The organism is Xanthomonas sp. GW, from assembly GCF_014236815.1.
Lineage (GTDB): Bacteria > Pseudomonadota > Gammaproteobacteria > Xanthomonadales > Xanthomonadaceae > Xanthomonas_A.
Genome location: NZ_CP051189.1, coordinates 1774179 through 1801160 on the forward strand (window position 1 = coordinate 1774179; position 26982 = coordinate 1801160).

A 26982-nucleotide genomic window follows, 5' to 3' on the forward strand; every position below is an offset into this window, starting at 1 on the left:
GCCGCGGCGAGCGCGGCCCAGCCCAGCCCGCCGGCGCAGGCCAGCGTCGCGGCCGCGACCAAGGCCAGCGCGGCGCCCTGCGTGAGTGGCAGCAGCAACGCCGTGGCGGCGGCAGCGGCGGGCAGGGCGACGGCGATGGCCGTCGTGGTCAATAACGTGGTCGCGATCCGTGAGCGATAAGACATGGCAGCGGTTCCTGGCTAGCGTCTATGAATGGTGTGGGTGCGCGGCGGCACCCGCGGAGCGGCGTCAGGCCGCCAGCGAAGCGGTGGAAGGTTCGACTTGCGACAGCAGCGAGGGCACGTCCAGGATCAGCGCGACGCCGCCGCTGCCGAGGATGCTCGACCCGCTGATGCCCTTGACCCCGGCGAACACCTTGGCCAGCGGCTTGATCACGGTCTGCCATTCGCCCAGCAGCGTGTCCACGACCAGGCCGAAGCGCTGCGCGCCCTGGCGGATCACCACGATGCTCTCGCGCGCCGGCGGCGCGCCGGCGATGCCGAACAGCGAGCGCAGGCGCACGTACGGCAGCACCCCGCCGCGCAGGTCGATGTAGTCGCTCTGGTAGTTCGGCGCGAATTCCACGCATTCCTCGACCACGTCCAGCGGCACCACGAACACCGACTTGCCGACGCCGACCTGGAAGCCGTTGATGATCGCCAGGGTCAGCGGCAGCCGCACCGAGATGGTGGTGCCCACGTCCTGCTGGCTGCTGATGTCCACGCTGCCGCGCAGCGCGGTGATGTTGCGCTTGACCACGTCCATGCCGACGCCGCGGCCGGACAGGTTGGTGACCTTCTCGGCGGTGGAGAAGCCCGGCTCGAAGATCAGCGCGAACACTTCGCGGTCGGACAGGCTGCGGCCGGGCTCGATCAAGCCGCGCTCCAGCGCCTTGGCCAGGATCCGCTCGCGATTCAAGCCGCCGCCGTCGTCGCTGATCTGGATGACCACGCTGCCCGAATCGTGGAACGCGTTGAGCCGCACCGTGCCGCGCACCGGCTTGCCGCGCGCCTGGCGCAGTTCCGCCGGTTCGATGCCGTGGTCCATCGCGTTGCGCACCAGGTGGGTCAGCGGATCGGCGATCTTCTCCACCACCGACTTGTCCAGCTCGGTGTCCTCGCCGTTGACCACCAGCACGATGTCCTTGCCCAGTTCGCGCGCCACGTCGTGGACCACGCGGTGGAAGCGGCTGAAGGTGCCGCCGATCTTGACCATGCGCAGCTGCAGCGCGCTCTCGCGCACGTCCTCGACCAGCCCGGCCAGGATCGAGGTGGATTCGAGCAGTTGCGCGTCGCCGGTGCGCTGCGCGTTGGCGCCGGTGCTGGCGACGGCGATGATCAGTTCGCCGACCAGATCGATCATGCGGTCGAGCTTGTCGGCATCGACGCGGATCGAGCCGCCTTCGCTGCGTGCGGCGGCGGGTGCCGCCGCGGCCGCTGCGGCCTTGGCCGGCGCCGCCGGTAGGGCGGAGGCGGGTGCAGAGGGGGCCGCTGGCGCGGGCGCGGCCAGCACCGCCGCCGGCTCCGGACTGCCGAAGTTGGCGAAGTCGTCGGCGTGGCCGTGGCCGCCGGATTCGGCCACCAGCAGCGGCAGCTCCAGGTTGGCGGCATCGCCGTGCGGATCCACCGCCACCACTTGCAACTCGCAGTCGTCGCGGACGAATTCGAAGATGTCCTCGATCGCGGCCTGCTGCGCGTCGGAGCGCAGCAGGATGTCGAAGCCCAGGTAGCAGGCTTCCGGGTCCAGTTCCGGCAGCGCCGGCACGCGCTCGTGGCGGGTGCGCACCGCCTCCAGCGTGCCCAGGCTGCGCAGGCAGCGGATCAGGTGCAGCGGCGAGTTGCCGAAGCGCAGCGCGTCGCTGAACAGCTGCAGCGAGATCCGCCAGTAGCCGGTCTGCGCCGCGGCGGTGGCCGCGACCGTGGTGGCGGCAGCCGCCGGCGCGGCGGCCGGTTGCAGATAGGTTTGCAGGCGCACCAGCAGCGGCTCGCCCTCGGCGGCGAGCACCGCTTCGTCGGCCTCGGCGCCGGCCGCCGCTTCGACCAGCGCGCGGATGTGGTCGCAGCAGGCCAGCATCAGCTGGATCAGCTCCGAATCCAGCGCCACCGCGTGCTCGCGCACCAGGTCCAGCACGCTCTCCACCACGTGGGTGAAGCCCACCAGTTGCGCCAGGTCGAACAGCCCGCCGGAGCCCTTGATGGTGTGCGCGGCGCGGAAGATGGCATTGACCGCGTCCGGGCCGGCTTCGCCGCGTTCGGCTTCCAGCAGGTTGCGTTCCATGTCCTCGAGCAGGTCGCGGCTCTCGGCGATGAAGGTCTGCAGCAGTTGAGCGAAATTCATGAGCTGGCGCCGATCAGTGGAAGGTGTCGCTGGCGCCGGGCGCGAGCATGTCGCGCAGGCCGAGCAGGTCGAGTGCGTCGTTGACCGGCGCGCTGCAGCCGTCGAGCTGGAACGGCCGGCCCAGCGCGCGCAGCGCGGCCTGGGTGGCGAGCAGCAGTTGGATGCCGGTGGCGTCGATTTCGGTGACCGCCTGCAACTGCAGCTGCAGGCCGCCGGGGTGTTCCAGCGCCGGCAACAGCAGCGGCTTGAGTTCGCCGGCGCGGCGGATGGTCATGTCGCCATCCAGGCTCAGTTGCAGCGGCGGGGGCAGGGAGTCCGGGAGTTTCGAGCGCATGGGATGTCTCCGATTCGAGCAGGGGGAACGTCGAAATCCCGGCCGCGGCGCGGGTGCGAAACAAGCCGGTCGGGCTTGCTGTAAGCAGATATCGGCGCCTTTTCAGAATATTTAGGCCGAAAGACGCATTTGTCTCGCAAATCCTTGACAAGGATGAGCGGTTCAGTCTAGTGAGCGGCACCCCATTCCAGATTGCGTGCGAACGCCGCGCTGCCACCCAAGCGAATGCATGCGCCGTGCCAACGCCGGGAGGTGCGCGCAACGGAAAACGGCCGGGGAGGCCGGCCGTTTTTCGGAACGTTCGCGTTGTGCGCACCGGCGGTGCGCGACCGTCTGGATGCATGCCGCTGTGCGCAGGGGTCTTCTGCGCGCAGCTCAGGGCCTGGCGGTCACCGCGGCGACAGTGCCGCCAGCAGGCCGCGCGCGGCGTTGAAGCGGTCCGCCGCTTCCGGCAGCGGCAGCTTCACCTTCAGCTTGTCCGGGCCGTCCATCGCGTACAGCTTGGGCTGCTTCTGGATCATCTGGATGATGGTCATCGGATCGATATTGGGCTTGGACTCGAACACGATGCGGCCGCCGTTCTCGCCAAGTTCCAGTTTGCGGATGCCCAGCGTGTTGGCCTGCAGCTTCAGCTCGGCGACCGCGAACAGGTGCTTCACCGCATCCGGCAGCAGGCCGAAGCGGTCGATCATCTCCACCTGCAGTTCGCGCAGCTGCTCGCTGTCGCGCGCGCTGGAGATGCGCTTGTACAGGGTCAGGCGGGTGTGCACGTCGGGCAGGTAGTCGTCCGGGATCAGCGCCGGCACATGCAGTTCCACTTCGGCGCCGCGCGCTTCCTCGCCGGCGTCCAGGTCCGGCAGCTTGCCCTGGCGGATGCTGCGCACCGCGCGTTCCAGCAGCTCGGTGTACAGGCTGAAGCCAACCTCGGCCATCTGCCCGCTCTGGTCCTCGCCGAGCAGTTCGCCGGCGCCGCGGATTTCCAGGTCGTGGGTGGCCAGGGTGAAGCCGGCACCGAGCTCGTCCATCGAGGCGATCGCGTCCAGCCGCTTTTGCGCATCGCCGGTGATGCTGCGCCGGTCCGGGACCAGCAGGTAGGCGTAGGCGCGGTGGTGCGAGCGGCCGACGCGGCCGCGCAACTGGTGCAGCTGGGCCAGGCCGAAGCGGTCGGCTCGGTTGATGACGATGGTGTTGGCGTTGGGGATGTCGATGCCCGATTCGATGATCGTGGTCGACAGCAGCACGTTGAAGCGCTGCTTCTGGAAATCCAGCATCACCCGTTCCAGCTCGCGCTCGGGCATCTGCCCGTGGGCGATGCCGATGCGCGCCTCGGGCACCAGCTCGCTGAGCTCGCGCTGCATGCGGCCGATGCTTTCCACGTCGTTGTGCAGGAAGTACAGCTGGCCGCCGCGCGCCAGCTCACGCTGGAACGCCTCGCGCAGCAGCGCGTTGTCCCAGGCAGTGACGAAGGTCTGCACCGCCAGCCGGTTCGGCGGCGGGGTGGCGATGATCGACAGGTCGCGCAGCCCGGCCATGGCCATGTTCAGCGTGCGCGGGATCGGCGTGGCGGTGAGGGTGAGCAGGTGCACGTTGGCGCGCAGCGCCTTCAGCGCTTCCTTCTGGCGCACGCCGAAGCGCTGTTCCTCGTCGACCACGACCAGGCCCAGGTCCTTGAACTTCACGTCCGGCTGCAGCAGGCGGTGGGTGCCGATGATCACGTCGATGCCGCCGTCGGCGACCTTCTCCAGCTCGGCCTTGATCTCCTTGGCGCTCTTGAAGCGCGATAGCACTTCCACCCGCAACGGCCAGTCGGCGAAGCGGTCGCGGAAATTGCGGTAGTGCTGTTCGGCCAACAGCGTGGTCGGCACCAGCACCGCCACCTGCTTGCCGGCGCTGGCCGCGGCGAACGCGGCGCGCACCGCGACCTCGGTCTTGCCGAAGCCGACGTCGCCGCAGACCACGCGGTCCATCGGCTGGCTGCTGCCCAGGTCGCGCAAGGTGGCCTCGATCGCGGCCAACTGGTCGGTGGTCTCCTCGAACGGGAAGCCGGCCGCGAACGGTTCGTACATGGCCCGGTCCACCTGCAACGCCAGACCGGCGCGGGCGCGGCGCCGCGCCTGGATCTCCAGCAGTTCGGCGGCCACGTCGCGCACTTTCTCGGCGGCGCGGCGCTTGGCCTTGGTCCATTGCTCGCCGCCCAGCGAATGCAGCGGCGCGGTCTCGGCCGAGGCGCCGGAGTAGCGGCTGATCAGGTGCAGCTGCGCGACCGGCACGTACAGGCGGTCGCCCTTGGCGTATTCGATCTCCAGGAACTCGCCGGGCATGCCGCCGGCATCGAGCACGATCAGCCCGCGGTAGCGGCCGACGCCGTGGTCCTCGTGCACGATCGGCGCGCCTTCGGTCAGCTCGCCGAGGTCGCGGATGATCGCTTCCGGCTCGCGCCCGGCGCGGCGCGTGCGCCGCGGCTGGCCGGCGCGCTCGGGGAACAGCTGGCGCTCGGTGAGCACCGCGATATGCGGATCGTCGAGGGCGAAGCCGTCGTCCAGCGGTGCCACGGCGATGGCGAATGCAGCCGGCGCAGCATCGAGCCCGCCGGAGCCGCCGAGCCCCTCTCCCCCCGGGAGAGGGGTTGGGGTGAGGGTACGGCCGCTCGCGACCTGCTTCTGCGCGGCTGTTAAAGACGCTGACGAAGCAGTAGCCTTCTTCGATGAGGACGGCGCGAGCGCCGCACCCTCATCCGGCGCTTCGCGCCACCTTCTCCCGGGGGGGGGAGGGAGGAATGCGGCGAAGTTTGGGATCACCTCGGGCTTCAGCCCTGCCGCGGCCAGGACTTCCAGCAGCGCTTCGCGGCGGCCCGGCGAGTCGGCGGCGATCAGCACGCGGCCCGGGTAGCTGCCGAGGAAGCTCTTCAGCGCCTCGGCCGGAGCGGCGTCCTTGGCCGCCACCGGCAGCGGCGGCAGCGGCTGGTCGCCCAGCGCCTGCGCCTCGTCGATGCGCGCGTGGTCGGCGGCCCACACCTCGATGCGCGGCAGGCCGTTGAGCTTTTCGCGCAGCGTGTCCGGCGCCTGGTACAGCTCCTCAGGCGCCAGCAGCGGGCGCTCCACGTCGTGGCGGCGCTGCTCGTAGCGGTTCTGGGTCTGCGCCCAGAACGCATCGGCGGCGGCGCCCACGCCCGGCGCGAGCAGCGGCAGCACCGACTCGCCCAGATAGTCGAACAGGGTGGCGGTGGCATCGCGCGCCGCGGCGCCGGCGCCGCGCGTCTCCTGGAAGAACAGCGGCAGGTAGTATTCGATGCCCGACGGCGCCAGCCGCGCCTTCAGGTCCTGGTACAGCGCGCTGCGCCGGGTGTCGACGTCGAAGCGTTCGCGCAGCGTGGCCAGCACCCGCTCCACGCTGGCATCGTCCATCGGCACTTCGCGGCCGGGCAGCATCTTCACCGCCTGCACGTGGTCCAGCGAGCGCTGCGATTCCGGGTCGAAGGCGCGGATCGAGTCGATGTCCTCGTCCAGCAGTTCGATCCGCAACGGCGTGTCCGAGCCCATCGGGTACACGTCGAGCAGGCCGCCGCGCACCGCGAAATCGCCCGGGTCCATCACCTGCGGCACGTTGCGGTAGCCGGCGCTTTCCAGGCGGCGCTTTTCCGCCTCCAGGTCCAGGCGCTGGCCCACGTGCAGGTCGAAACTGCCGCCGACGATGTAGCGCAACGGCGCCACGCGCTGCATCAGCGTCTGCACCGGCACCACCACGATGCCCTGCTTCAGCGTCGGCAGCCGGTGCAGCGCCGACAGGCGCTGGCTGACGATGTCCGGGTGCGGGCTGAACTGGTCGTAGGGCAGGGTTTCCCAATCCGGGAACGGCACCACCGGCAGGCTGCCGTCGCCGGCCAGCAGCGTGTGCAGGTCGGCCTCGATCTGGTGCGCGCTCTGGTTGTCGCGTGCGACCACCAGCAGCGGCCCGCGATGCGCCGCGGCGGCGCAGGCGATGTGCCAGGCCAGCGCGGTCGAGGACGCAGGGGCGCGCCAGAAGGCGCGGAGCTGGCCGGATTTGGGCAGCGGCGGAACGGGGAAGGAAAGAGGCGCCATTGACCGCTTAGTTTAGCAAGCTGGGATTGGGGAGTCGGGATTGGGGATTGGCCGGACGCGTGCGCGCTTTGTGGCGCGGTCGCCTGGCCGGGCACAGCGGAGGTGGGCGGCGCAGGCTGTGGCTGCGTCCGCAGCACTGAGGGTGAGCCGCTGGGGCTCGCGAACCAATCAGCGGTTCGCGGTCTGCAAGTGGGTTACGCACCTCGCGGTAGCCCGATCAGGGCCGCCCTCGCTCAGTTGCCCAGTTCCAGCACCACGCGCACCAGCCCCGGGGTGTCCGGATGCGGCATCGGCTGGAAGCCCAGCGATTCGGCCAGTTGCAGCATCGGCAGATTGCTTTCCAGCACATCGCCGTAGAGCCGGTCCAGGTACTTGCGCCGCGCCCACTTGACCAGCTTGCGCATCAGCTGCCGGCCCAGGCCCTGGCCGGCGACGAAGCTGCTGACCAGGATCGCGTATTCGGCCTCGCGGGTGCCAGGCGTGATCGCCGCGCGCGCCACCGCGCCGACCACCGCTTCGCCCGGCGGCAGCGGTTCGGCCGCGACCAGGGTCAGTTCGGTCTTCGGATTGGGATGGGTCAGGCGCTGCGCCATGTCCTCGGTCAGTTCCTGCACCGAATGCAGGAATCGTTCGCGGATCTCGGTCGGCCCGAGCAGGCTGAAGGCGCCTTGCAGCGGCGCGCTGTCTTCCGGCCGGATCGGCCGGATCAGCAGCTCGCGGCCGCTGGGCAAGGTGAAGTTTTCATGCCATGGAGGCATGCGGTTGCGGGTAGCCATTGCCGGATGATCCTCGACGAAGCCTGGATTCTCGCATTACCCGGGGCGGATGCCGTGAACGCAGCGCTCACCGCGTTTGCCTACCCTGTGCGGGGATTTTCGATAAGGATAGGCCATGTCCGGCAGCGGCGATTCGCGGCGCGCCATCTTCTTCGCGCTCGGCGCCAACCTGGCCATCGCCCTGGCCAAGGGCGCGGCGGCGCTGGCCACCGGCTCGGGCGCGATGCTGGCCGAGACCGTGCATTCGCTGGCCGACTGCGGCAACCAGTTGCTGTTGCTGCTGGGCATGCGCCAGGCCAAGCGCCCGGCCAGCGCCGAGTATCCACTGGGCTACGGCCGCGCGATCTACTTCTGGTCGTTCCTGGTGGCGGTGATGCTGTTCTGCATCGGCGGCATGTTTTCGGTGTACGAGGGCGTGCACAAGCTGCTGCAGCCCGAGCCGTTGAGCAGTTGGGGCTGGGCGGTGGGCGTGCTGGGCTTTGCCCTCGTCGCCGAGGGCGTGTCGCTGCGCACCTGCCTGCAGGAGATCGCCAAGGTGCGCGGCGCGCGTTCGCTGTGGACCTGGTTCCGCGAAAGCCGCCAGGCCGAGCTGATCGTGATCTTCGGCGAGGACCTGGCGGCGCTGCTTGGCCTGGCGCTGGCCCTGGCCGCGGTGCTGCTGACGGTGCTGACCGGCAATCCGCTGTGGGACGCGCTGGGCACCATCGCCATCGGTGCGCTGCTGATCGTGGTCGCGGTGCTGGTGGCGATCGAGATCAAGGCGATGCTGATCGGGCAGAGCGTGGACCCGGCAATGCAGCGGCAATTGCATGCGTTCTTCCAGGCGCAACCGGAGATCGAGCGGGTAATCCACCTGATCGCGATGCAACTGGGCGAGGACGTGATGGTGTCGGTGCAGGCCACGCTGCGGCAGAAGCACGATGCGGCGGCGCTGCTGGCCGACATCACCCGCATCGAGCGCGGCCTGAAGCAGCAGTTCCCGGCGGTGCGCTGGAGCTTCTTCGAGCCGGAGCCGGGCGCCGCCGCGGTCGCTTCCGGCAGCTGAGCGGCATTGCTACAGTGGCGCCCGGTCCATCGCGGGCGACAACGGAATGAAGACCTCGAACGCTGTGCTGCTGTCCACCGTGATCACCCTGGCGCTGGTCGCGGTGCTGGGTGGGCTGATGCTGGGCGGCTTCTGGTGGCTCAAGCGCACGATGCAGGCGGCGCCGACGGTGGCGCCATCGTCCAGCGCCGCGCCCGCGGCGAAGGTGCCGGCCGATGCGGTGCTGGCACCGTACCGGCAACGCCTGGATGCCACGCGCAAGCCGGTGGCGCAGCTGCGCCTGCAGCCGATGGCGCAGGACGATCGCCTGGCCAGCAAGGTCGGCGGCCGTCCGTACTGGACCGCGGACAAGGCATACCCGCAAGACGCCCATGGCCAGCCGCTGGCGCTGCTGGCGCAGGTGGACCTGGCGAAGATGCCGCCGCTGCGCGGCTATCCCACCCACGGCATGCTGCAGTTCTTCATCGGCAGCGACGATTTCTATGGCGCCAATCTCGACGGCGCCACCGACCTGGCCGCATTGAGCGCGCAACGCAATTTCCGCGTGGTGTATTGGCCGCGGCCCGACGCGTCGGCGCGGCAGGCCGAGGTGCCGTTGCCGGCCAGCGACACGCTGCCGTTCGACCCGGCGCATCCGCGGGCGATGCATTTCAGCGTGGGCGAGGAAACCATCGGCAGCAGCGACGTGCACTTCGAACAGGCGCTGGGCCGGCCGTTGGACGAGGTCACCGCTGCCTACGCCGGCCGCCACGCGCTGCCGCAGGACGACGTGGACGAGGCGCTGTACGACGCATTGAATCGCAGCGGGCACAAGCTCGGCGGCTACCCGGAGTTCACCCAGGAGGATCCGCGCACGCCGCAGGACGCGCAGGTCCTGCTGCTGCAGCTGGACAGCGACGACGCCATGATGTGGGGCGACAGCGGCATCGCCAACTTCTTCATCGATCCGGCAGACCTGCAGCGCGGCGATTTCAGCCGCGTCGCCTACAACTGGGATTGCTATTGACCCAGTGCCGTGCGCGGCGCGCGCGCGTTTGCGGCGTGGCGCGACGTCCCGCGCGCCGGCTCACTCCTCGCGCTTGAGCCACTCCAGGCGGCTGGAGGCGCCGGCCTCGCCCAGGTGCTGCTTCAGCGCCGGCAGCGCGCTGGCCAGCGCCTGCTCGAACTGCCATGGCGGATTGAGCAGCAGCATGCCGCTGCCGTTGAGCCGCAGCGGCGAATCGTCGGGGCGCACCTGCAGTTCGGCCAGCAGCACCGACTTGGCCGGCATCGCCGCGGCCTTGCGGAAGAACGGCTGCAGGCTGCGGCGCTGCTTGATCGGATACCACACCGCGCACATCGCCTGCGGCCAGCGGGTCAGGGTCTCGCGCAGCGCCGCGGCGATCAGCGGGTATTCGGCGTCCTGCGATTCGTAGGGCGGATCGATCAGCACCAGGCCGCGGCCGATCTTGGCCGCGCCGGCCTTCGGCGGCACGAACGCCTTGATCGCCGCATAGCCGTCGCCGGCATGCACCTGCACGCGGCGGTCGTTGCCGAACAGCGCCTTCAGTTCGGCCGCTTCCTCGGGCTGCAGTTCGCAGGCGGCGAGCCGGTCCTGTTCGCGCATGGCCTGGGCGACCAGCAGCGGCGAGCCGGGGTAGGCGAGCAGGGCGCCCACCGGGTTGTCGGCCTGCACCGCGCGCAGGTAGCGCTCCAGCACCTCGGGCAAGGTGGGCAGGCCCATCAGCTTCAGCACCCCGGCCGCGGCCTCGCCGGTCTTGCGGCTCTCGCTGCCGGCGAACAGGTAGCGGCCGCGCCCGGCATGGGTGTCGAGCACGAAGAACGGGCTGTCCTTGCGCTTGAGCGCGTCGATCAGCGCGAGCAGCACGGTGTGCTTGAGCGCGTCGGCATGGTTGCCGGCGTGGTAGGCGTGGCGATAGTTCATCGGCGCAGTGTACGGGTCGCACCGGCGCGGAGCCATGCCGGCACGCGCCGGGCGCTGCGGCGGTCGAGCTGGCAGGGCGGGTGGCGGTCCGACTGCGCAGGGTCCTCGCGGCGGCGCCACCGCGCATCGCGTATGGTCGCGACCATCAGATTCCCTTAAGCCCGGTCGGCTATTTTTCCCCGATGCGCATCCTCCTGGTAGAAGACGATCTTTCGCTCGGCGACACCCTGCGCGGGTGGCTGAAGCTGGACGGCTACACCGTGGACTGGCTGACCCGCGGCGACGAGGCGCGCACCGCGCTGCAGGCGCAGCCCTACCAGTGCGTGCTGCTCGACCGCGGCCTGCCCGGGCTCGACGGCGACGCCCTGCTGCGCACGCTGCGCGCGGCGCGGGTGACCACGCCGGTGCTGATGATCACCGCGCGCGATGCGCTGGAAGACCGGGTGCAGGGCCTGGACCTGGGTGCCGACGACTATCTGGTCAAGCCGTTCGACCTGGAAGAGCTGTCGGCGCGCATCCGCGCGGCGCTGCGCCGTGGCGGCGGCGATCCCGCGGTGCTGCTGTCGCACGGCGAGGTGACATTGGACCCGGTGGCCAAGCGCGTCACCCGCAACGGCGAACCGGTGGCGTTGACCGCGCGCGAGTACGCGATCCTGCATGCGCTGCTGGCGCGCAAGGGCCATATCGTCGGCCGCGACCAGCTCGAGGATGCGCTGTACGGCTGGGGCGAGGAAGTGGAGAGCAACGCGATCGAAGTGCACATCTCGCACCTGCGCAAGAAGCTGGGCAGCGCGCTGATCGTCACCATCCGGCGCCAGGGCTACTGCCTGGGAGCGCCGCGATGAGGTGGTCGCGCTGGCGACGCGCCGCGGCAAGCACGCCGCCGCCGGCGGATGCGCGCTATTCGCTGCGCCGGCGGCTGATCGCCACCACGCTTGGGTCGAGCATCGCCTGCTGGCTGGTCAGCCTGGCGGTCATCGTCGGCGTGGCCTGGACCGAGACCAGCGACGTGTTCGACGATGCGCTGGAAGAAAGCGCGCGCCTGGTCGCGGCCTTCGGCCCCGGCCTGTTGCACGGCGATGCACCGGCGGAGGACGGCGACGCGGCGGCGGACGCCGACGGCGTGCGCCTGTACTACCAGATCGTCGATCGCCACGGCACGGTGCTGCGCCGCTCGGCCGACGTGCCGCGGCAGCCGTTCGTGCCGCCGAGTCAGGTGCATGGCGACGATGCAACGACTACCGTGCTGCACGCGCAGCGGCTGTGGCGCGTGCACGTGCTGCACGCCCGCGCGCAGGATCTGTACGTGCAGGTCGCGCAGCCGCTGCAAGAGCGCACCGAGCTGCTCGAGGACATGGCCGAGAACCTGGTATGGCCAGCGTTGGCGCTGCTGGTGTTGCTGGCCGCGCTCAACTGGTGGGTGATCCGCCGCCAGCTGCGGCCGCTGGAGCGCCTGGCCGAGGACATCGGCCGGCAGTCGCCGCAGGCATTGAACGCGGTGTCCGCGGCCGGTCAAGCCGACGAGCTGCGCCCGATCGTGCAGGCGCTCAACGGCGTGCTCGCGCGGCTGGGTGAGGCACTGCAGTCCGAGCGCCGCTTCACCGCCGATGCGGCGCACGAACTGCGCACGCCGCTGGCCGGGCTGCGCATGAAGATCCAGCTGATGCAGCGCAGCCACGCCGCGACCCTGGACCCGGCGCAGCGCCAGGACCTGGCGACGCTGCGCGCCGATGTGGACCGCGCCACGGCGTTGGTGGACAACCTGCTGATGCTGGCGCGGCTGGATCCGCAGCAACCCGGCAGCCTGGCCTGCACGGCCGTGGCGTTGCCGGCGCTGGTCGATGCGGTGCTGGCCGACATCGCGCCTGCGGCATCGGCCAAGCGCATCGGCGTGCACGTGGACATCGGCGTGGACACGGTCTGGGCGCATGGCGAATTGCTGCGCAGCGCGCTGCGCAACCTGCTCGACAACGCGGTGCGCTACGGCAGGGCGGAAGGCCAGGTGCGCATCGACGCCACCGTGGTGCGCGGCGCCACGGGGGCGCCATCGGCGGTGCGCATCGTTGTGCGCGACGACGGCCCCGGCGTGGCCCCGGCCGATCTGACCCGGCTCACCCAGCGCTTCTTCCGCGTGCTGGGCAATGCCGGGCAGGGTAGCGGGCTGGGCCTGTCGCTGGTGGAGCGCATCGTCGTCCTGCACGGCGGGCAGTTGCGCCTGGACTCCGGCGGCGAGGGCATGGGCCTGGCGGTGCGCATCGAATTGCCGCAGCTCGAGTCGCCGGCGGCCGGCTAGAACGCGGCTTGTCGCCATAAGCAGCACCGATCGCGGCGCGCGTCGCGGGCGCGCTCGCGCTGGGCGATCGACAACGGCGGCATGTGCGATGCGCAACGCGAAACCGCCGACCCAGGCGGCGCGTCGCTTCATGCGAGATGCCAAGCCTGGAACGCGACATGTGCCGCCGCTGCGTGCGTACGACTCCCGAGAACCGCTTGCCGCCATGCGTGCCGTCGACGCCGCACCACGGGCATGCCGATTGACGCCGCTTCCAATCCAGGCGATGTACCTGAATCGAAGCCCGAGACATCAGATCCACTTCAGGTTCGCGCGTTCCAATGGCGTCCATGGCGATCGGCCATGACATCGACCCCAAGGAGCATTCCATGCGCAAGACCCTTCTTTCCGCGTTTGCCGCCGCCATCGCCGTCCTCGCCAGTGGCCAGGCCGCCGCGCAATACACCGGCCCCAGCAGCGTGCCGGTGACCACGGTCAAGCAGTTGCTGGAGCAGGGCAAGGACGAGCAGCAGGTGGTGCTGCGCGGGAACATCGTGTCCCACGATGGCGGCGACCGCTATACCTTCCGCGACGCGACCGGCAGCGTGAAGGTCGAGATCGATGCGCACCGGCTGCCGGCCGGGCGGGCGTTCGACGACAAGGCCCAGGTCGAGCTGCTGGGCGAATTCGACAAGGACTTCCGTTCCGCCGAAGTCGAAGTGGACGAGGTGCGCTTCCTGCGCTGAGGCGGTGTCGCGTCGCAGTGTCGGCCGCTGCGCCGCGCTGCGGCCGGCCATGGCTGCGCGCGCGCCGGCCTGACCCGGATCGCACGCGGCGCCGCGTTTCGGCGCGGCGGCCGCTGCACGCCGCGCCCCGCTGCGGCTATGCTGCGCGCCATGTCCGCGTCCACCGCTCCGTGTGTCCTCGTCGTCGAGGACGAATCCGCCATCGCCGATACCGTGCTGTACGCCTTGCGCAGCGAGGGCTACCAGGTGCGGCACTGCCTGCTCGGGCGCGAGGCGCTGGCGCAGGCGCGCGCCGGCGGCATCGACGTGGTGGTGCTGGATGTCGGCCTGCCCGACCTGGGCGGCTTCGAGGTGTGCCGCGAACTGCGCAGCTTCAGCCAGGTGCCGGTGATCTTCCTGACCGCACGCAACGACGAGATCGACCGCGTGCTCGGCCTGGAGCTGGGCGCCGACGACTACATGGCAAAACCCTTCTCGCCACGCGAACTGGTCGCGCGGGTGCGTGCGCGGCTGCGGCGGCCGGCGCCTGCGGCGAGCGCGGAAGCGGAACCGGGCTGGCAGCGGCACGGTGCATTCGCGATCGATCGCGACGGCCGCCGCATCCACTACGGCGACGCCGCCCTGGACCTGACCCGCTACGAATACGCGCTGCTGGCCGCGCTGCTGCAACGGCCGGGCGCCATCCTCAGCCGCGCGCAGCTGATGGACCGCGGCTGGGACAGCAGCGCCGACAGCGCCGACCGCACCGTGGATACCCACATCAAGACGCTGCGCGCCAAGCTGCGCGCGGCCGGCGCCGCGCACGACCCGATCCGCACCCATCGCGGCATCGGCTACGCGCTGGAGCAGTGAGATGCGGCTTGGGCTGAGGCTGTTCCTGGGCTTCTTCCTGATCGTCGGCGTCGCCGCGTTCTTCGTGATGCGGGTATTCGTCAACGAGGTCAAGCCCGGCGTGCGCCAGGCGATGGAATCGACCCTGGTGGACGCGGCCAACGTGCTGGCGCAGATGGCGGCCACCGACCTCAAGGCCGGACGCATCGACAGCGGCGCCTTCGCCCGCGACCTCGGCGCGGCGCAGCGGCGCAATCCACGCGCGATGGTGTGGCGCTTCCCCAAGCGCAGCGTCGACTACCGGGTCACCATCACCAACGCCACCGGCGTGGTGGTGTTCGATTCGCGCGGCCAGGACCTGGGCCGCGACAACTCGCGCTGGAACGACGTCTACCGCACCCTGCGCGGCGAATACGGCGCGCGCTCCAGCGCCGAGGGCGACGGCGACCCCAACCACACGGTGATGCACGTGGCCGCGCCGATCTACGACCCGGACGACGCCCGGCGCCTGATCGGCGTGCTGACCCTGTCGCAGCCCAACCGCAGCATCGAGCCGTTCATCGTCGCCAGCCAGCGCAACATCCTGTTGCGTGGCGCCTGGCTGATCGGCATCTCCGCGATGATCGGGCTGTTGATGACCTGGGGCCTGCTGCGCGGCATCGGCCGGCTCAACCGTTATGCGCAGGCGGTCAGCGCCGGCGAGCCGGTGCCGCCGCCGCCGCCGCGCCGCGACGAGATCGGCGATCTGGGCCGCGCGCTGGAGACGATGCGGCGCAAGCTCGAGGGCAAGGCCTATGTCGAGCAGTACGTGCAGTCCTTGACGCACGAAATGAAGAGTCCGCTGGCGGCGATCCGCGGTGCCGCCGAACTGCTGCAGGAACCGCTGCCGGACGCGGAGCGGCAACGCTTCGTGCGCAACATCGCCGAGCAGCAGCAGCGCCTCACCGAAACCATCGACAAGCTGCTGGCGCTGGCCGAAGTGGAACAGCACGGCTGGCTGCAGCGGCGCGAGCGCATCGCGCTGGCGCCGCTGTTCGCGCAACTGGCCGAGGCGCTGGCGCCGCAGCTGCGCGCCAGCGGCGTGCAGTTGCAGGTGCAGGCGCCGGAGGCGGAACTGGCGCTGGCCGGGGATCCCTATCTGCTGCGCCAGGCCCTGCACAATCTGCTCGACAACGCGATCGCGTTCTCGCCGGATGGCGGGGTCGTGGTGCTGCGTGCCGAGCGCGACGCGGACGCGCGCATCGCGCTGCTGGTGGAGGACGCCGGCCCCGGGGTCCCGGATTACGCGCTGGAGCGGGTATTCGAGCGCTTCTATTCGCTGGCGCGGCCGGCTACCGGACAGCGCAGTTCGGGCCTGGGCCTGCCGTTTGTGCGCGAAGTGGCGCGGCTGCACGGTGGCGAGGCGAGCCTGCGCAACCGCGAGAGCGGCGGCGCGGTGGCGCGGCTGTCGCTGCCGGCGGCCTGAGCCTGCAGAATCGGTTCCGGGATGGCCGCGGGCCATCGGTTCCTGCGGCGTTCCTGACCACGAAGGCTGGAGGCTTCGCTCGTCGCGACTGAAGGGCACCTCGAACAACCCGTCATTTCACTGAAGTGAGCTGCAAAGGCGCTGCCGTTACGGCTGTTCGAGGAAGCCAACGTGCTTCGCAGGGGTCCTGGATGTAGGAAGAGCGGCCGGATTGGCCGCCTCACCCGCTCACGCGGGCGCCATGGCCCGCTGCTGCAGTCGTGCCAGCCGCATCAGGTTGTGACTGGCGACCTTCAACCCGATCACCACCGTGGCCCGTGCCAACCCGATGGTGCGCAGGTATTTACCGCCCTGCTGCGCCAGCCGCGCGAACGGGTGTTCGCCGAACACCCGGTCCTTGGCAAGCCGCCGGTTGCGGCGCTGTTCGGCCGCGCTTAGCGGCTTGCGCGCCTGGCCCTGGTGCTGAATGGCCGCCCGATAGCCGCGTTGCGTCAGATCGGCCTCCCTCGATGCGTCGGCATAGCCACTGTCGGCCCACACCGTGCGTCCGTGATTGCTGGGGTCCAGCACCTCCTCGAAGTGTCGGCTGTCATGCACGTTGGCTGCGCTCACCGCATGTCGGCGGATGAAGCCCCAACGCCGATCGGTGCTGGCGTGCAGCTTGTAGCCGTAATGCGCCTTGCCGTGCTTGCGGGTCCAGCGGGCTTGCACATCCTTCTGTGCCCGCTTGGCGTCGCTCCAGTCTTGGCCTACCTCGCCACCCTGCTTGATCTGTGCGTTCTCCTCGCGCGTGTTGCGTTGGATCGGGGCGCTGACGATGCTCGCATCGATGATCTGACCGCCACGCGCGATGAATCCCGCCCGCCGCAATTGCACGCCGACCGCTGCGCTGATGTCGCCCATCACATCCTGCGCCTTGAGCCGCTCGCGCCACACCCAGATCGTCTTGGCGTCAGGCACCTTGCCGCTGTGTTCCAGCCCAAGGAACTGCTGGAAACTGCGCCGATCCAGCACCTGGTACTCCAGCGCATCGTCAGAGAGGTTGTATAGCTGCTGCAACAGCAGCAGTTTGACCATTACCACCGTCGGCCAGGCCGGACGGCCCCCGCGCGTGCCGGTGCCCAAGGACAGCTTCGCATCGATGGCTTGGGCAATCGATGCGAAATCGATATGGCGCGAAAGCAGGGTCAGCGGGTCGCCTATCTGCTGACGCTTGGCTTCGCGTTCGTGTCCGGCAAACAGGCTGATCATCGCAAGGCCTCGGCTCTCTCTCTTCTGACCATATGATGCCAAAGAAGGAGGTTTTTAGAGGTGCCCTGAAGTCGCTCCCACAAGGGGCTCGCGCCCAACTCGCTGGGTGCACTGTAGGAGGGGCTTCAGCCCCGACAGGCGGCTGGCAGCATTGGGATGCCTGCTTCGCTCGTCGCGGCTGAAGCCGCTCCCACAAGGGACTTGCGGCCAACTCGCTGGGTGCAGAGGGGCTTCAGCCCCGACAGACAGCCGGCAACATTGGGATGCCTGGCTTCGCTCGTCGCGGCTGAAGCCGCTCCTACAGGGGCTTGCGGCCAGCTTGCTGGGTGCACTGTGGGAGGGGCTTCAGCTCCGACGCTGTCCGCCGCCAATGCCGGTCCCGACATCGCTCGCAAAGCGAGCGCCTCACGCGATGGTTTTTGCGGCGCCAACCTCACGCACGCCACCCACTTCACACTCACTTCAAATTCGCCTCAAACCCCGCACACGCAGGCGCGGCACCCTGGCGTCCTCCATCACCGAGGACCGTCGATGAAATCCCTCAAGCTCGTTCTGCGATTCGCCACCATAGGCGGATTGATCCTGTTGCTGCTGATCCCGCTGCTGATGATCCGCGGCACCGTGCAAGACCGCCAGCGCTACCGCGACGAGGCGGTGGAACGCGTGTCGCAAAGCAAGGCCGGTGAACAGCGCCTGCTCGGCCCGTTGCGGGTGGTGCCGTGGACGCAGGTGCGCGATGTCGCGGTGGTCGATGCCGACGGCAAGCGCAGCGTCAAGCGCGAAACCGAAAACGGCTACGACGTGCAGACGCCGAGGCATCTGGCGATCAACGGCGAGCTGAAGCCGTCGCAGCGCAGCATCGGCCTGTTCAAGGTGCAGGTGTACAGCTGGCATGCGCGGCTCAAGGCGCAGTTCGACGATCTCGACTACGAGGCGGTCGAAGGCCGCAGCTATGGTCAGCCGTATCTGGTGGTCGGCATCCAGGACGTGCGCGGGCTGGTCGGTACGCCCAATCTGCGCACCGACGGCAAGGCGCTGGCGCTGCAGCCGGGTTCGCTGGCGCTGGCCGGCCAATCCAAGGGCGTGCATGCGCTGCTGCCGGCGCTGGCCGATGCGCGCCAGGGCAAGCTCACCGACCTGCACAGCGTGGAAATGGAATTCGTGCTCGACGGCACCCAGGGCCTGTCGATCGTGCCGGTCGGCGACGACAACCAGATCGCGCTGACCTCGCCATGGCCGCATCCGCTGTTCGGCGGCCGCTTCCTGCCCAACGAGCGCCGCATCACCGAGCAGGGCTTCCAGGCCAGCTGGGCGCTGTCGTCGCTGGCCACCGGCGCGCAGGCGCAACTGTTCTCCGGCGGCGAGATCGATGCGCTGCGCGTGGACCTGGTCGATCCGGTCGACGTCTATACCCAGGCCGATCGCGCCAGCAAATACGGCATCCTGTTCGTGGTACTGACCTTCGTCGCCTTCGCCCTGTTCGAACTGATCAAGCGCCTGCCGATCCATCCGCTGCAATACCTGCTGGTCGGCCTGGCGCTGGCGATCTTCTTCCTGCTGCTGCTCAGCCTGTCCGAGCACATCCCGTTCTGGCAGGCGTACCTGGTCTCGGCAGTGGCCTGCATCGGCCTGCAGTTCTTCTACCTGTCCGGGGTATTGCGCAGCCGCGGCCGCGCCGCCGGCTTCGCCAGCATGCTCACCGTGCTGTACGGCGCGCTGTATGGATTGCTGGCCTCGGAAGACAACGCCTTGCTGATGGGCTCGCTGCTGCTGTTCGGCATCCTCGCCGCGATCATGTGGATCACCCGCAAGATCGACTGGTACGAACTCGGCGCGGCGCTGCGCTGAACCGGCACGCGACCAGGATCCCGCCATGTCGGCACACACCCATCTGCATCGTCGCGTCCAGGCCCTGTTGCCGGACGCACTGGATACCCGCGGCCTGCACCGCGGCAATGCCGGCGTGGCATTGGCGCGCAGCGCCCAGGCGGCGCTGGTCACCGCCGCCGACCGCGGCGGCGCGCTGTGGCTGCGGTTGAGCGAACGCAGCCGCGAGGCGCTGGCCGCGCATGGTCTCGGGTTCCTGGCGGCGGCGCTGCAGGCCCGCGCTGCCTTGCCCGGCGAGGCCGAACCGTGGCGCTACTGCGCGTGGCGCGCCTTGCGCGGCGATTCGGCCTGGGCACCGGCCGGGCAAGGCACGCAGGCCCCGCACGGACCGGGTTTCGTGACCTGGGAAGCGCAGGGACGCGCACGGCTGCTGGTGTTGCCGGCGCAGGCGGCGCTGCTGTGCCGCTGGTGGCGCTGAGGCGCGCACCGGCATTGGCGAGAAAAGCGTTGTGCCCGCCGCCTACGACACGCCTGCTTGCGCGATAGGCCCGCTGGCGACATGCGCCGAATTGCGGCGTCGGCGACAGACACGATCGCGCACTGGCATCGCTGTCACGCACGCCACCGCAGGACGCAGTACCGGGCAGGGACGCCCACCGCCAAGGATGGCGACATGCGCGGATAGGCCGGACAGGCGCCATCGCGCAACGCAACAGCGGTCATGGACGCCGCCACAGGACGCAGCACCGGGCAGGAGGCCCGTCGCCAGGGACGGCGCAGGAGCAACACCGACCAGGGCATCGCCAAGCCGGCAGCGCCACGGAAACGCCTGCGGTAGAGTTCACGGATGGACTCTCCGCTTCCCATCCAGCGCCTGCGCGGCGCGCAGATCGCCCCGTTCCTGGACGATGTCGCGCGGCTGCGCATCGCCGTGTTCCGCGACTGGCCGTATCTGTATGCCGGCGACCTGGACTACGAGCGCGAGTATCTGTCCGCCTATGCCGCCTCGCCCGACAGCGTGTTCGTGCTGGCCCGCGACGGCGAGCGCGTGGTCGGTGCCTCCACCGGGCTGCCGCTCGCCGACGATGCCGAGGCATTCGGCGCGGCGTTCGCCGACAGCGCCATCGCGGTGGCGGACGTGTTCTATTTCGGCGAATCGGTGCTGTTGCCCGCGTATCGCGGCCGCGGCGTCGGCCATGCCTTCTTCGATCATCGCCAGGCGCATGCGCGCGCGCTCGGCCGCTTCGCGCTGACCGCGTTCTGCGCGGTGGACCGCGATCCCGGCGATCCGCGCCGCCCGCCGGGCTACCGCGGCAACGACGCGTTCTGGCACAAGCGCGGCTACGTCCGCCAGCCGTCGCTGCGGATGCAGCTGGCGTGGGACGAAATCGACCGCGGCGAGATCCTGCATACCCTGAGTTTCTGGACCCGGCCACTGGAGCCCGCCGCATGAAGATCGCCGTCGCCAAATACCCGATCGGCGCGCCGGTCGATTTCGCCGCCTTCGCCGACAAGCAGGCGGCCTTGATCGGCCAGGCCGCGCAGGCCGGCGCGCAGCTGGCGGTGCTGCCCGAATACCTGTCGCTGGAACTGGCCGCGACCTTCGCCAGCGCCGTGTCCGAGGACCTGCCGGCCTCGCTGGCGGCGATCCAGGCGTTGCACCCGCAGTACCTGGCGCTGTTCGCGCAGCTGGCGCAGCGGCATCGCCTGCATCTGGTCGCCGGCAGCTTCCTGCTGGCCAGCGGCGAGGGCCGTTACCGCAACCGCGCCTACTGGTTCGCGCCCGACGGCAGTCATGGCTGGCAGGACAAGCTGCAGCTGACCGGCTTCGAGAAGGCCACCGGCCTGATCGACGGCGGCGACGCGCTGAAGGTGTTCGCCGCAGGCGAGAACGTGCGCGCCGGCGTGGCGGTCTGCTACGACAGCGAGTTCCCGCTGCCGGTGCGTGCCCAGTACGAGGCCGGCGCGCGGCTGCTGGTGGTGCCCAGCTGCACCGACACCGAGGCCGGCGCCACCCGCGTGCGCATCGGTTGCCTGGCGCGCGCGCTGGAAAACCGGATCTTCGTCGCCCAGTCGGTGACCGCCGGCCTGGCCGAGTGGAGCCCGGCGCTGGACGTGAACACCGGCGAGGCGGCGATCTATGCGCCGATGGACGCCGGCTTCCCGGCCGACGGCATCGTCGCGCAGACCCAGGGCGAGCAGGTCTGGGCGCTCGCCGACCTCGATTTCGCCGCGTTCGAGGCCAGCCGCACCCGCGCCCAGGTCGCCAACGACCGCGACTGGCGCGGTCAGTTGGCGCCGGCCATCGTGCGCGCGGAGCTGGGCGGCTTCGAGTAGCCGCCTCGTCGATCCATGCGCAGGCGCTGGACTCGGCAGGCCGTCACCGCTGCCGCGCCAGCGCCATCCGCCTGGTGCAGCGCCGCCGCTAGCGTGGCGTTGCGCCCAAGACGCTCACCGACATGCCGAACGGCGCTGAGCCAGCGCCCACGCGCCGTGACCATGGCAAAGACCGCCTCGCACGAACGTGCGGTCGCCATCCGCCACCGCCGCATGCGTTGCGCAACACACGCCATCCGAACGCACGATGCGCTCTGCTGTCGCCTCCGCTCCGCTACCCGGCTCGTCGCCCCATGCCCAAGACCCTGCTGCCGCACGCCGTGCGCCTGGAATTCGCGCCCGGCGCGCTGGTCCACGCCAATCTGTCCGGCGCCGCCTTTACCGACGACTGGCTGTGGGTGGCCGGCGACGAAGCCTGCGCGGTCGATCGCCTGCACGCGCTGGCGCCGGTCGGCGGCGAGGCGCTGCGCTTCGGCGAAGGCCGCAGCTTCGCACTCGGCGAACTGCTCGACCTGCCCGGCGACCACGACGAGGAGGCCGACCTGGAAGGCATGGCGCTGTCGCCCGGCTACCTGTGGGTGGTCGGCTCGCACGGCATGAAGCGCAAGAACGCCAAGCCCGACCGCGACGATGCCGCCAACGGCAAGCGCCTGGCCAAGCTCAAGCTCGACGCCAACCGGCGCCTGCTCGCCTGCCTGCCGATCGAGCGCGATGCCGACGGCGCGCCGCAGCTGGTCCGCGAAGCGGCCGACGGTCGCCGCGCGCTGCGGCTGAAGGGCGATGCCAAGCACAACCAGCTCACCGCACTGCTCGAAGACGATGCGCATTTCGGCGCCTATCTGAAGATCCCCGGCAAGGACAACGGCTTCGATATCGAAGGCATGGCGGTGGACCGCCAGCGCCTGCTGCTGGGCCTGCGCGGCCCGGTGCTGCGCGGCTGGGCCGGACTGCTGGAGATTGAGGTGGAGGCGCATCACGACCATCTGCGGCTGGTGCCGCTGGACGCGGAGGGCACCTTGCTGCGCAAGCATTTCCTGCAACTGGGCGGGCTGGGCGTGCGCGACCTGCATTTCCACGGCCAGGACCTGTACCTGCTGGCCGGCCCGACCATGGTGCTGAACGGCGAGATCCGCCTGTTCCGCTGGCCCGGCGCGCGCGCGGCGCTGACCGCCAACCGCGAACCGGTGCGGTTCCAGCGCGAGCTGGTCAAGTCGCTGGCGCTGCCGCACGGCGAGGACAGCGACCGCGCCGAAGCGCTGTGCAACCTGCCGCCGGCGCTGTCCGGCGGCGTGCCGAGCTGGCTGGTGCTGTACGACGCGCCGGGACCGGCGCGCAGCGACGGCGAGTGCGTCGTGCACGGCGATCTGCTGCGCTAGCGCCTGTCCGAATCGTGGCCCCGGGTGAATCGCCAAGGTTCAGGTCTTTTGTAGGAGCGGCTTCAGCCGCGACAGGCGTTGCCGGTAGTGCCTGTCGCGGCTGAAGCCGCTCCTACAATGGAAAAGCTCAGGCACGGCACCGCCTCCGGGCACCGTCGGGCACGGCGGGGTAAAATCGCCCGATTCCCGTTTGCTCCGAGCGTTCCATGGCCTGCCGCACCCGTTTCGCCCCCAGTCCCACCGGTTACCTGCACATCGGCGGCGCGCGCACCGCGCTGTACTGCTGGCTGGAGGCGCGCCACCGCGGCGGCGAGTTCGTGCTGCGCATCGAGGACACCGACCGCGAGCGCAGCACCCAGGCGGCGATCGACGCCATCCTGGAAGCGATGGACTGGCTCGGCCTGGACTACGACGCAGGCCCGGTCTACCAGACCCAGCGCATCGCCCGCTACCAGGAAGTGGCCGAACAGCTGCTCGCTGCCGGCAAGGCCTACTACGCCTACGAAACCCGCGAGGAACTCGACGCGATGCGCGAGGCGGCCATGGCCAAGCAGGAAAAGCCGCGCTACAACGGCGCCGCGCGCGAGCAGAACCTGGCCTACCGCGACGACCCGAACCGGGTGATCCGCTTCAAGAACCCGGTCGGCGGCAGCGTGGTGTTCGACGACCTGATCAAGGGCCGCATCGAGATCGCCAACAGCGAACTCGACGACATGGTGATCTTCCGCCCCGACGGCTACCCCACCTACAACTTCGCGGTGGTGGTGGACGACTGGGACATGGGCATCACCGAGGTCATCCGCGGCGACGACCACATCAACAACACCCCGCGCCAGATCAACATCTACGAAGCGCTGGGCGCGCCGGTGCCGAAGTTCGCGCACATGCCGATGATCCTGGACGAGCAGGGCGCCAAGCTGTCCAAGCGCACCGGCGCGGCCGACGTGATGCAGTACAAGGACGCCGGCTACCTGCCGCACGCGCTGATCAACTACCTGGCGCGGCTGGGCTGGTCGCACGGCGACCAGGAACTGTTCGGCCGCCAGGAATTGATCGACCTGTTCGACGTCAAGGACGTCAACTCCAAGGCCGCGCGGCTGGACATGGCCAAGCTCGGCTGGGTCAACCAGCATTATCTCAAGACCGACGACCCGGCCACGATCGCGCCGCAGCTGGAGGACCAGTTGGCCAAGCTCGGCATCGATCCCGCCGCCGGCCCGGCCGCGGCCGACGTGGTAGTGGCGCTGCGCGAGCGCGTGCAGACGCTGAAGGAAATGGCCGAGAAGGCGGTGGTCTGGTACCGGCCGCTGGAGACCTACGACGAGGCGGCGGTGGCCAAGCACCTGAAGCCGGGCGCCGAACTGGCGCTGGGCAAGGCGCGCGAGCTGCTGGCCGCGCTGGGGCAGTGGAGCGTGGACGGCGTGTCCGCCGCGCTGCACGACGCCGCCGCGGCGCTGGAGATCGGCATGGGCAAGGTGGCGCAGCCGCTGCGCGTGGCCATCACCGGCACCCAGGTCAGCCCGGACATCTCCTACACCGTGTACCTGGCCGGGCGCGAGCAGGCCTTGAAACGTATCGATGCCGCGCTCATCAAGATCCCAGCGGGAAGCTGATTCCCCGGAGAAGCCCATGTCCAGCAAGAAGACCGCCTGCACCGAGCCGCACCACCACGTCCACGACGCCGACGACTTCGTCAAGGTGGTGGAGCGGGTGAGCCGCGAACGCGGGCTGCGGCTGACCCCGATCCGCGCCAACGTGCTGCGCCTGATCGCCGAGGCGGGGCGGCCGGTGAAGGCCTACGACCTGCTGGAATGGGTGCGCGAGGGCAAGAGCGTGGGCGCCGATGCGCCGCCCACCGTGTACCGCGCGCTGGATTTCCTGATGGCCAACGGCTTCGTGCACAAGCTCGAGTCGGTCAACGCCTTCGTCGCCTGCCACCACCCCAGCAGCGCCCAGCACTCGGTGCCGTTCCTGATCTGCGATCGCTGCCACAGCGCGGTCGAACTGGAGGACCGCGACGTGGTCGCGCAACTGGAACAGCGCGCCAAGGCGCTGGGCTTCCAGCCGCAGGCGCAGACCCTGGAAGTGCATGGGCTGTGCGCGCGCTGCGCGGGGTAGGGCGCTGCGCTTCCGGAAATGTTGTGCGGCCGTAGCTGCCCGCGACGCCACGAAGCGCTGCCTGCCGATCGCCTGAGGCCTCGCCGCCGCCGCTGCAGTGGATCGCGGATGGCGTCGGCTGACGCAAGCAAACCGTCAGGGAACGCCGACTTGGCGTAGCGTCGGACGTTGCGATCCGACGCAGATTCGAGCCCTTGCACCGGCGTGCCGAGGATCCGCCGCCCGCCTCAGCCATGCTCCAGCACATCGCCGAAGCGCAGCCGCGTCCACGCTTCGGCCGCCGCCTGTGCGAGCGCAACCGAAACGCTGCTGCCCTCGGCCAGGGTGGTATCGCCGCGCGGATCGATGACTTCCCATTCCCAGGTCCGCGTCCGCTTGGGCAGCCACGCCGCGAGCAGCAGTGCAGGCAGCTCCGCGTTCCCGGTGACGACATCGCAGCGCCAGATCAACAGGTCCGCCAGCGTGTCGCGTTGCCAGCGCGGCCGCGCCGTGTCGGCCGCGTCGCGCATCGGCGCAGGACGCGCGCGCTGCAGCGGCGCGGCGAAGGCGTGCGCCTCGTGCGTGCCGGGAATCGGATAGGTCGTCTTGTGCATGCTCGCTTCCTCTGTGACAAAGAAGGCGTGCCGGGAGACCTGCGAGAGACCCATCGGACACACCCGCATCGACCGGCGCTGCCGGTGGCTGGTGTCGCGGGTGCCCGATTGGCTGAGATGTCGCCGCTGGATGCGGCGACGGCCGGGCTACCATCCGGCCTGCTCTCTTTCGACCGCCGCAGCGTACCCATTCCAGGGTGCCGCGACAAGCGCTTTTTGTTAGCGCAAACTATTGTTTTTGCTTGGGATATGTGAGCAATCGGCGCGCTGTCGGCGCGGTCGCTGGCTGCCCGGCGGAGCAGCCGCGGCGATGCCGCCGCGGTCGAACGGCAAATCGCCGCAGGGCCGCCTGCGTGCGGCTAGGCTGCGGGTGCAGGCGGCGTCTTCGCGCCCCACAGCGCGTAGAACAGCACGTACAACTCGCACGCGGCGGTCAGCAGGAAGGCCTGTTGCAGGCCGACGTGATCGGCCAGCCAGCCCTGCACCACCACCAATGCGCCGCCGGCGATGGCCATGATCAGCAGGCCGGAGCCTTCCTCGGTGAGCGGACCCAGGCCCTTGATGCCGAGGGTGAAGATGGTCGGGAACATGATCGAGTGGAACAGGCCCACCGCGATCAGCGACCACATCGCGACGTGGCCGGTGGTGAACACGGTCAGCAGCACCACCACGAACGCGCCGATCGAGAACAGCGCCAGCACGGTTTCCGGCGCGATGCGGCGCATCAGCGCGCTGCCGGCGAAGCGCCCCACCATCATCCCGCCCCACAGCAGGAACAGGTAGTGCGACGCCTGCTCATGGGTGAGGTTGCCGATCTGCGGCTGCGACACGAAATTGATGAACAGGTTGGACACGCCGATCTCGGCGATCAGGTAGATGAAGATGGCCGGGATGCCGAGCACCAGGTTGCGGTGCCGCCACAGCGAATGGCTGGCGCGCTGCGCGCCGGTGGCGCGCTGGGTGGCCTGGCCGAGCGCGGGCAGCTTGAAGCGGGCGATGACCACGGCCAGCAGCACCAGGACCACGGCGACGATCAGGTAGGGCAACTGCACCGACTGCGCGTCGGCCAGGCGTTCGGCCTGGGTCAGCACCGCATCGCCCTTGGCGGTGCCCGAGGCCGAGCGGCCGAGGATCAGGTAACCGCCGAACAGCGGCGCCAGCGTGGTGCCGACCGAGTTGAACGCCTGCACCAGGTTGAGCCGCGCCGAGGCGGTGTCCGCGCTGCCGATCACCGCAACATAGGGATTGGCCGCGACCTGCAGCAAGGTGATGCCGCTGGCGATCACGAACAGCGAGCCGAGGGTGATGCCGTAGGAAACCAGCCGCGCGGCCGCGATCATGCCCAGCGCGCCCAGCGCCATGATGCCCAGGCCGATCACCAGCGCGCGCTGGTAGCCGATCCGTTCGATCAGCTTGGCCGACGGCAGCGAGGCGAAGAAGTAGGCGATGAACCACACCGACTCGATCAGCGTGGCCTGGGTGTAGCTCAGCTCGAACACGCTGCGCAGGTGCGGCAGCAGCGTGTTGTTGATGACGGTGATGAAGCCCCACATGAAGAACAGCGAGGCCAGCAGCGACAGCGCGGCGCGGTAGGACGGCGCGTTGCCGGCGAGCGGTGCGGAGTGGGAGAGCGGAGCCGCCGGCCCCATCGGTCCTGCCATATGGGTGTGT

General features: G+C 69.8%; 23 protein-coding genes. 15 read left to right on the plus strand and 8 right to left on the minus strand.

Annotated features, from left to right (window positions below; genetic code table 11):
* Positions 1 to 249 precede the first annotated feature (249 nt).
* The 4 genes from HEP73_RS07460 to HEP73_RS07475 all read right to left on the minus strand — a co-directional run bounded on the left by HEP73_RS07460 (position 250) and on the right by HEP73_RS07475 (position 7526).
* Complete coding sequence (locus HEP73_RS07460; RefSeq protein ID WP_185822700.1) at positions 250 to 2337, minus strand: chemotaxis protein CheA; 2088 nt, start codon at positions 2335 to 2337, stop codon at positions 250 to 252.
* A 13-nt stretch (positions 2338 to 2350) separates the two neighbouring features.
* Positions 2351 to 2671, minus strand: a complete 321-nt coding sequence (locus HEP73_RS07465; protein ID WP_185822701.1) for an STAS domain-containing protein — start codon at positions 2669 to 2671, stop codon at positions 2351 to 2353.
* Positions 2672 to 3060: 389 nt separating this feature from the next.
* Entirely contained in the window at positions 3061 to 6750 is a 3690-nt protein-coding gene (mfd, locus tag HEP73_RS07470; protein ID WP_185822702.1) for a transcription-repair coupling factor, read from the minus strand.
* Positions 6751 to 6983: 233 nt separating this feature from the next.
* Positions 6984 to 7526 (minus strand): GNAT family N-acetyltransferase, encoded by a 543-nt coding sequence (locus HEP73_RS07475; protein ID WP_145707860.1) that lies wholly within the window; start codon positions 7524 to 7526, stop codon positions 6984 to 6986.
* A gap of 115 nt (positions 7527 to 7641) precedes the next feature.
* Here HEP73_RS07475 and HEP73_RS07480 point away from each other — a divergent pair, with 115 nt between their 5' ends.
* Both HEP73_RS07480 and HEP73_RS07485 read left to right on the plus strand, forming a co-directional pair.
* Positions 7642 to 8571, plus strand: coding sequence for a cation diffusion facilitator family transporter (locus HEP73_RS07480; protein WP_185822703.1), 930 nt, complete (start codon positions 7642 to 7644; stop codon positions 8569 to 8571).
* A gap of 46 nt (positions 8572 to 8617) precedes the next feature.
* Complete coding sequence (locus tag HEP73_RS07485) at positions 8618 to 9577, plus strand: YwqG family protein (protein WP_185822704.1); 960 nt, start codon at positions 8618 to 8620, stop codon at positions 9575 to 9577.
* 60 nt (positions 9578 to 9637) lie between these two features.
* Here HEP73_RS07485 and HEP73_RS07490 read toward each other — a convergent pair whose 3' ends face one another.
* The gene (locus tag HEP73_RS07490) at positions 9638 to 10495 is read right to left on the minus strand and encodes a 23S rRNA (adenine(2030)-N(6))-methyltransferase RlmJ (protein WP_185822705.1); all 858 of its coding nucleotides are present in this window, start codon (positions 10493 to 10495) and stop codon (positions 9638 to 9640) included.
* A gap of 182 nt (positions 10496 to 10677) precedes the next feature.
* Between HEP73_RS07490 and HEP73_RS07495 the strand changes: the two genes are divergently transcribed.
* The 5 genes from HEP73_RS07495 (at position 10678) to creC (ending at position 15809) form a co-directional block, all read left to right on the plus strand.
* Positions 10678 to 11340 (plus strand): response regulator transcription factor, encoded by a 663-nt coding sequence (locus tag HEP73_RS07495; RefSeq protein ID WP_185822706.1) that lies wholly within the window; start codon positions 10678 to 10680, stop codon positions 11338 to 11340.
* Positions 11337 to 12788 carry an ATP-binding protein gene (locus tag HEP73_RS07500; protein ID WP_185822707.1) on the plus strand — a complete coding sequence of 484 codons (1452 nt, stop codon included), beginning with the start codon at positions 11337 to 11339 and terminating at the stop codon, positions 12786 to 12788. Before HEP73_RS07495 ends, HEP73_RS07500 begins: the two co-directional genes overlap by 4 nt.
* Before the next feature lie 368 nt (positions 12789 to 13156).
* Positions 13157 to 13513, plus strand: coding sequence for a YgiW/YdeI family stress tolerance OB fold protein (locus tag HEP73_RS07505; RefSeq protein WP_185822708.1), 357 nt, complete (start codon positions 13157 to 13159; stop codon positions 13511 to 13513).
* A gap of 138 nt (positions 13514 to 13651) precedes the next feature.
* On the plus strand, positions 13652 to 14365 hold the full coding sequence (creB, locus tag HEP73_RS07510) for a two-component system response regulator CreB (protein WP_185822709.1): 714 nt from the start codon (positions 13652 to 13654) through the stop codon (positions 14363 to 14365).
* Between the two features lies 1 nt (position 14366).
* Positions 14367 to 15809, plus strand: a complete 1443-nt coding sequence (gene creC / locus HEP73_RS07515; RefSeq protein ID WP_185822710.1) for a two-component system sensor histidine kinase CreC — start codon at positions 14367 to 14369, stop codon at positions 15807 to 15809.
* A gap of 228 nt (positions 15810 to 16037) precedes the next feature.
* Here the strand turns inward: creC and HEP73_RS07520 are convergent, their stop codons facing one another.
* The gene (locus tag HEP73_RS07520) at positions 16038 to 17060 is read right to left on the minus strand and encodes an IS5 family transposase (RefSeq protein WP_185822711.1); all 1023 of its coding nucleotides are present in this window, start codon (positions 17058 to 17060) and stop codon (positions 16038 to 16040) included.
* 531 nt (positions 17061 to 17591) lie between these two features.
* On the opposite strand from HEP73_RS07520, the gene creD reads away from it, so the two are divergent.
* The 7 genes from creD (at position 17592) to HEP73_RS07555 (ending at position 24718) form a co-directional block, all read left to right on the plus strand.
* Complete coding sequence (gene creD / locus HEP73_RS07525) at positions 17592 to 18908, plus strand: cell envelope integrity protein CreD (RefSeq protein WP_185822712.1); 1317 nt, start codon at positions 17592 to 17594, stop codon at positions 18906 to 18908.
* 25 nt (positions 18909 to 18933) lie between these two features.
* Positions 18934 to 19365 (plus strand): hypothetical protein, encoded by a 432-nt coding sequence (locus tag HEP73_RS07530; RefSeq protein ID WP_185822713.1) that lies wholly within the window; start codon positions 18934 to 18936, stop codon positions 19363 to 19365.
* A 369-nt stretch (positions 19366 to 19734) separates the two neighbouring features.
* Positions 19735 to 20340 (plus strand): GNAT family N-acetyltransferase, encoded by a 606-nt coding sequence (locus HEP73_RS07535; RefSeq protein WP_185822714.1) that lies wholly within the window; start codon positions 19735 to 19737, stop codon positions 20338 to 20340.
* The gene (locus HEP73_RS07540) at positions 20337 to 21224 is read left to right on the plus strand and encodes a carbon-nitrogen hydrolase family protein (protein WP_185822715.1); all 888 of its coding nucleotides are present in this window, start codon (positions 20337 to 20339) and stop codon (positions 21222 to 21224) included. Before HEP73_RS07535 ends, HEP73_RS07540 begins: the two co-directional genes overlap by 4 nt.
* Before the next feature lie 293 nt (positions 21225 to 21517).
* Entirely contained in the window at positions 21518 to 22600 is a 1083-nt protein-coding gene (locus HEP73_RS07545; RefSeq protein WP_185822716.1) for a DUF3616 domain-containing protein, read from the plus strand.
* A gap of 206 nt (positions 22601 to 22806) precedes the next feature.
* The gene (gltX, locus tag HEP73_RS07550) at positions 22807 to 24213 is read left to right on the plus strand and encodes a glutamate--tRNA ligase (protein WP_185822717.1); all 1407 of its coding nucleotides are present in this window, start codon (positions 22807 to 22809) and stop codon (positions 24211 to 24213) included.
* Positions 24214 to 24229: 16 nt separating this feature from the next.
* Complete coding sequence (locus HEP73_RS07555; protein ID WP_003472952.1) at positions 24230 to 24718, plus strand: transcriptional repressor; 489 nt, start codon at positions 24230 to 24232, stop codon at positions 24716 to 24718.
* 227 nt (positions 24719 to 24945) lie between these two features.
* On the opposite strand, the gene HEP73_RS07560 is transcribed toward HEP73_RS07555, so the two are convergent.
* Positions 24946 to 25365: a hypothetical protein gene (locus tag HEP73_RS07560; RefSeq protein WP_185822718.1), complete on the minus strand. Its 420-nt coding sequence runs from the start codon at positions 25363 to 25365 to the stop codon at positions 24946 to 24948.
* Positions 25366 to 25428: 63 nt separating this feature from the next.
* Here HEP73_RS07560 and HEP73_RS07565 point away from each other — a divergent pair, with 63 nt between their 5' ends.
* Positions 25429 to 25566: a hypothetical protein gene (locus HEP73_RS07565; protein ID WP_185822719.1), complete on the plus strand. Its 138-nt coding sequence runs from the start codon at positions 25429 to 25431 to the stop codon at positions 25564 to 25566.
* A 104-nt stretch (positions 25567 to 25670) separates the two neighbouring features.
* Here the strand turns inward: HEP73_RS07565 and HEP73_RS07570 are convergent, their stop codons facing one another.
* Positions 25671 to 26972 carry a sugar MFS transporter gene (locus HEP73_RS07570; protein WP_185822720.1) on the minus strand — a complete coding sequence of 434 codons (1302 nt, stop codon included), beginning with the start codon at positions 26970 to 26972 and terminating at the stop codon, positions 25671 to 25673.
* Positions 26973 to 26982: the final 10 nt, after the last annotated feature.

What these genes read in the sequence shown, in the direction of transcription:
- HEP73_RS07460 (WP_185822700.1), bottom strand. Translation starts at nt 2,337, where the DNA reads ATGAATTTCGCTCAACTGCTGCAGACCTTCATCGCCGAGAGCCGCGAC.
- HEP73_RS07465 (WP_185822701.1), bottom strand. Translation starts at nt 2,671, where the DNA reads ATGCGCTCGAAACTCCCGGACTCCCTGCCCCCGCCGCTGCAACTGAGC.
- mfd (WP_185822702.1), bottom strand. Translation starts at nt 6,750, where the DNA reads ATGGCGCCTCTTTCCTTCCCCGTTCCGCCGCTGCCCAAATCCGGCCAG.
- HEP73_RS07475 (WP_145707860.1), bottom strand. Translation starts at nt 7,526, where the DNA reads ATGGCTACCCGCAACCGCATGCCTCCATGGCATGAAAACTTCACCTTG.
- HEP73_RS07480 (WP_185822703.1), top strand. Translation starts at nt 7,642, where the DNA reads ATGTCCGGCAGCGGCGATTCGCGGCGCGCCATCTTCTTCGCGCTCGGC.
- HEP73_RS07485 (WP_185822704.1), top strand. Translation starts at nt 8,618, where the DNA reads ATGAAGACCTCGAACGCTGTGCTGCTGTCCACCGTGATCACCCTGGCG.
- HEP73_RS07490 (WP_185822705.1), bottom strand. Translation starts at nt 10,495, where the DNA reads ATGAACTATCGCCACGCCTACCACGCCGGCAACCATGCCGACGCGCTC.
- HEP73_RS07495 (WP_185822706.1), top strand. Translation starts at nt 10,678, where the DNA reads ATGCGCATCCTCCTGGTAGAAGACGATCTTTCGCTCGGCGACACCCTG.
- HEP73_RS07500 (WP_185822707.1), top strand. Translation starts at nt 11,337, where the DNA reads ATGAGGTGGTCGCGCTGGCGACGCGCCGCGGCAAGCACGCCGCCGCCG.
- HEP73_RS07505 (WP_185822708.1), top strand. Translation starts at nt 13,157, where the DNA reads ATGCGCAAGACCCTTCTTTCCGCGTTTGCCGCCGCCATCGCCGTCCTC.
- creB (WP_185822709.1), top strand. Translation starts at nt 13,652, where the DNA reads ATGCTGCGCGCCATGTCCGCGTCCACCGCTCCGTGTGTCCTCGTCGTC.
- creC (WP_185822710.1), top strand. Translation starts at nt 14,367, where the DNA reads ATGCGGCTTGGGCTGAGGCTGTTCCTGGGCTTCTTCCTGATCGTCGGC.
- HEP73_RS07520 (WP_185822711.1), bottom strand. Translation starts at nt 17,060, where the DNA reads ATGATCAGCCTGTTTGCCGGACACGAACGCGAAGCCAAGCGTCAGCAG.
- creD (WP_185822712.1), top strand. Translation starts at nt 17,592, where the DNA reads ATGAAATCCCTCAAGCTCGTTCTGCGATTCGCCACCATAGGCGGATTG.
- HEP73_RS07530 (WP_185822713.1), top strand. Translation starts at nt 18,934, where the DNA reads ATGTCGGCACACACCCATCTGCATCGTCGCGTCCAGGCCCTGTTGCCG.
- HEP73_RS07535 (WP_185822714.1), top strand. Translation starts at nt 19,735, where the DNA reads ATGGACTCTCCGCTTCCCATCCAGCGCCTGCGCGGCGCGCAGATCGCC.
- HEP73_RS07540 (WP_185822715.1), top strand. Translation starts at nt 20,337, where the DNA reads ATGAAGATCGCCGTCGCCAAATACCCGATCGGCGCGCCGGTCGATTTC.
- HEP73_RS07545 (WP_185822716.1), top strand. Translation starts at nt 21,518, where the DNA reads ATGCCCAAGACCCTGCTGCCGCACGCCGTGCGCCTGGAATTCGCGCCC.
- gltX (WP_185822717.1), top strand. Translation starts at nt 22,807, where the DNA reads ATGGCCTGCCGCACCCGTTTCGCCCCCAGTCCCACCGGTTACCTGCAC.
- HEP73_RS07555 (WP_003472952.1), top strand. Translation starts at nt 24,230, where the DNA reads ATGTCCAGCAAGAAGACCGCCTGCACCGAGCCGCACCACCACGTCCAC.
- HEP73_RS07560 (WP_185822718.1), bottom strand. Translation starts at nt 25,365, where the DNA reads ATGGGTCTCTCGCAGGTCTCCCGGCACGCCTTCTTTGTCACAGAGGAA.
- HEP73_RS07565 (WP_185822719.1), top strand. Translation starts at nt 25,429, where the DNA reads ATGTCGCCGCTGGATGCGGCGACGGCCGGGCTACCATCCGGCCTGCTC.
- HEP73_RS07570 (WP_185822720.1), bottom strand. Translation starts at nt 26,972, where the DNA reads ATGGCAGGACCGATGGGGCCGGCGGCTCCGCTCTCCCACTCCGCACCG.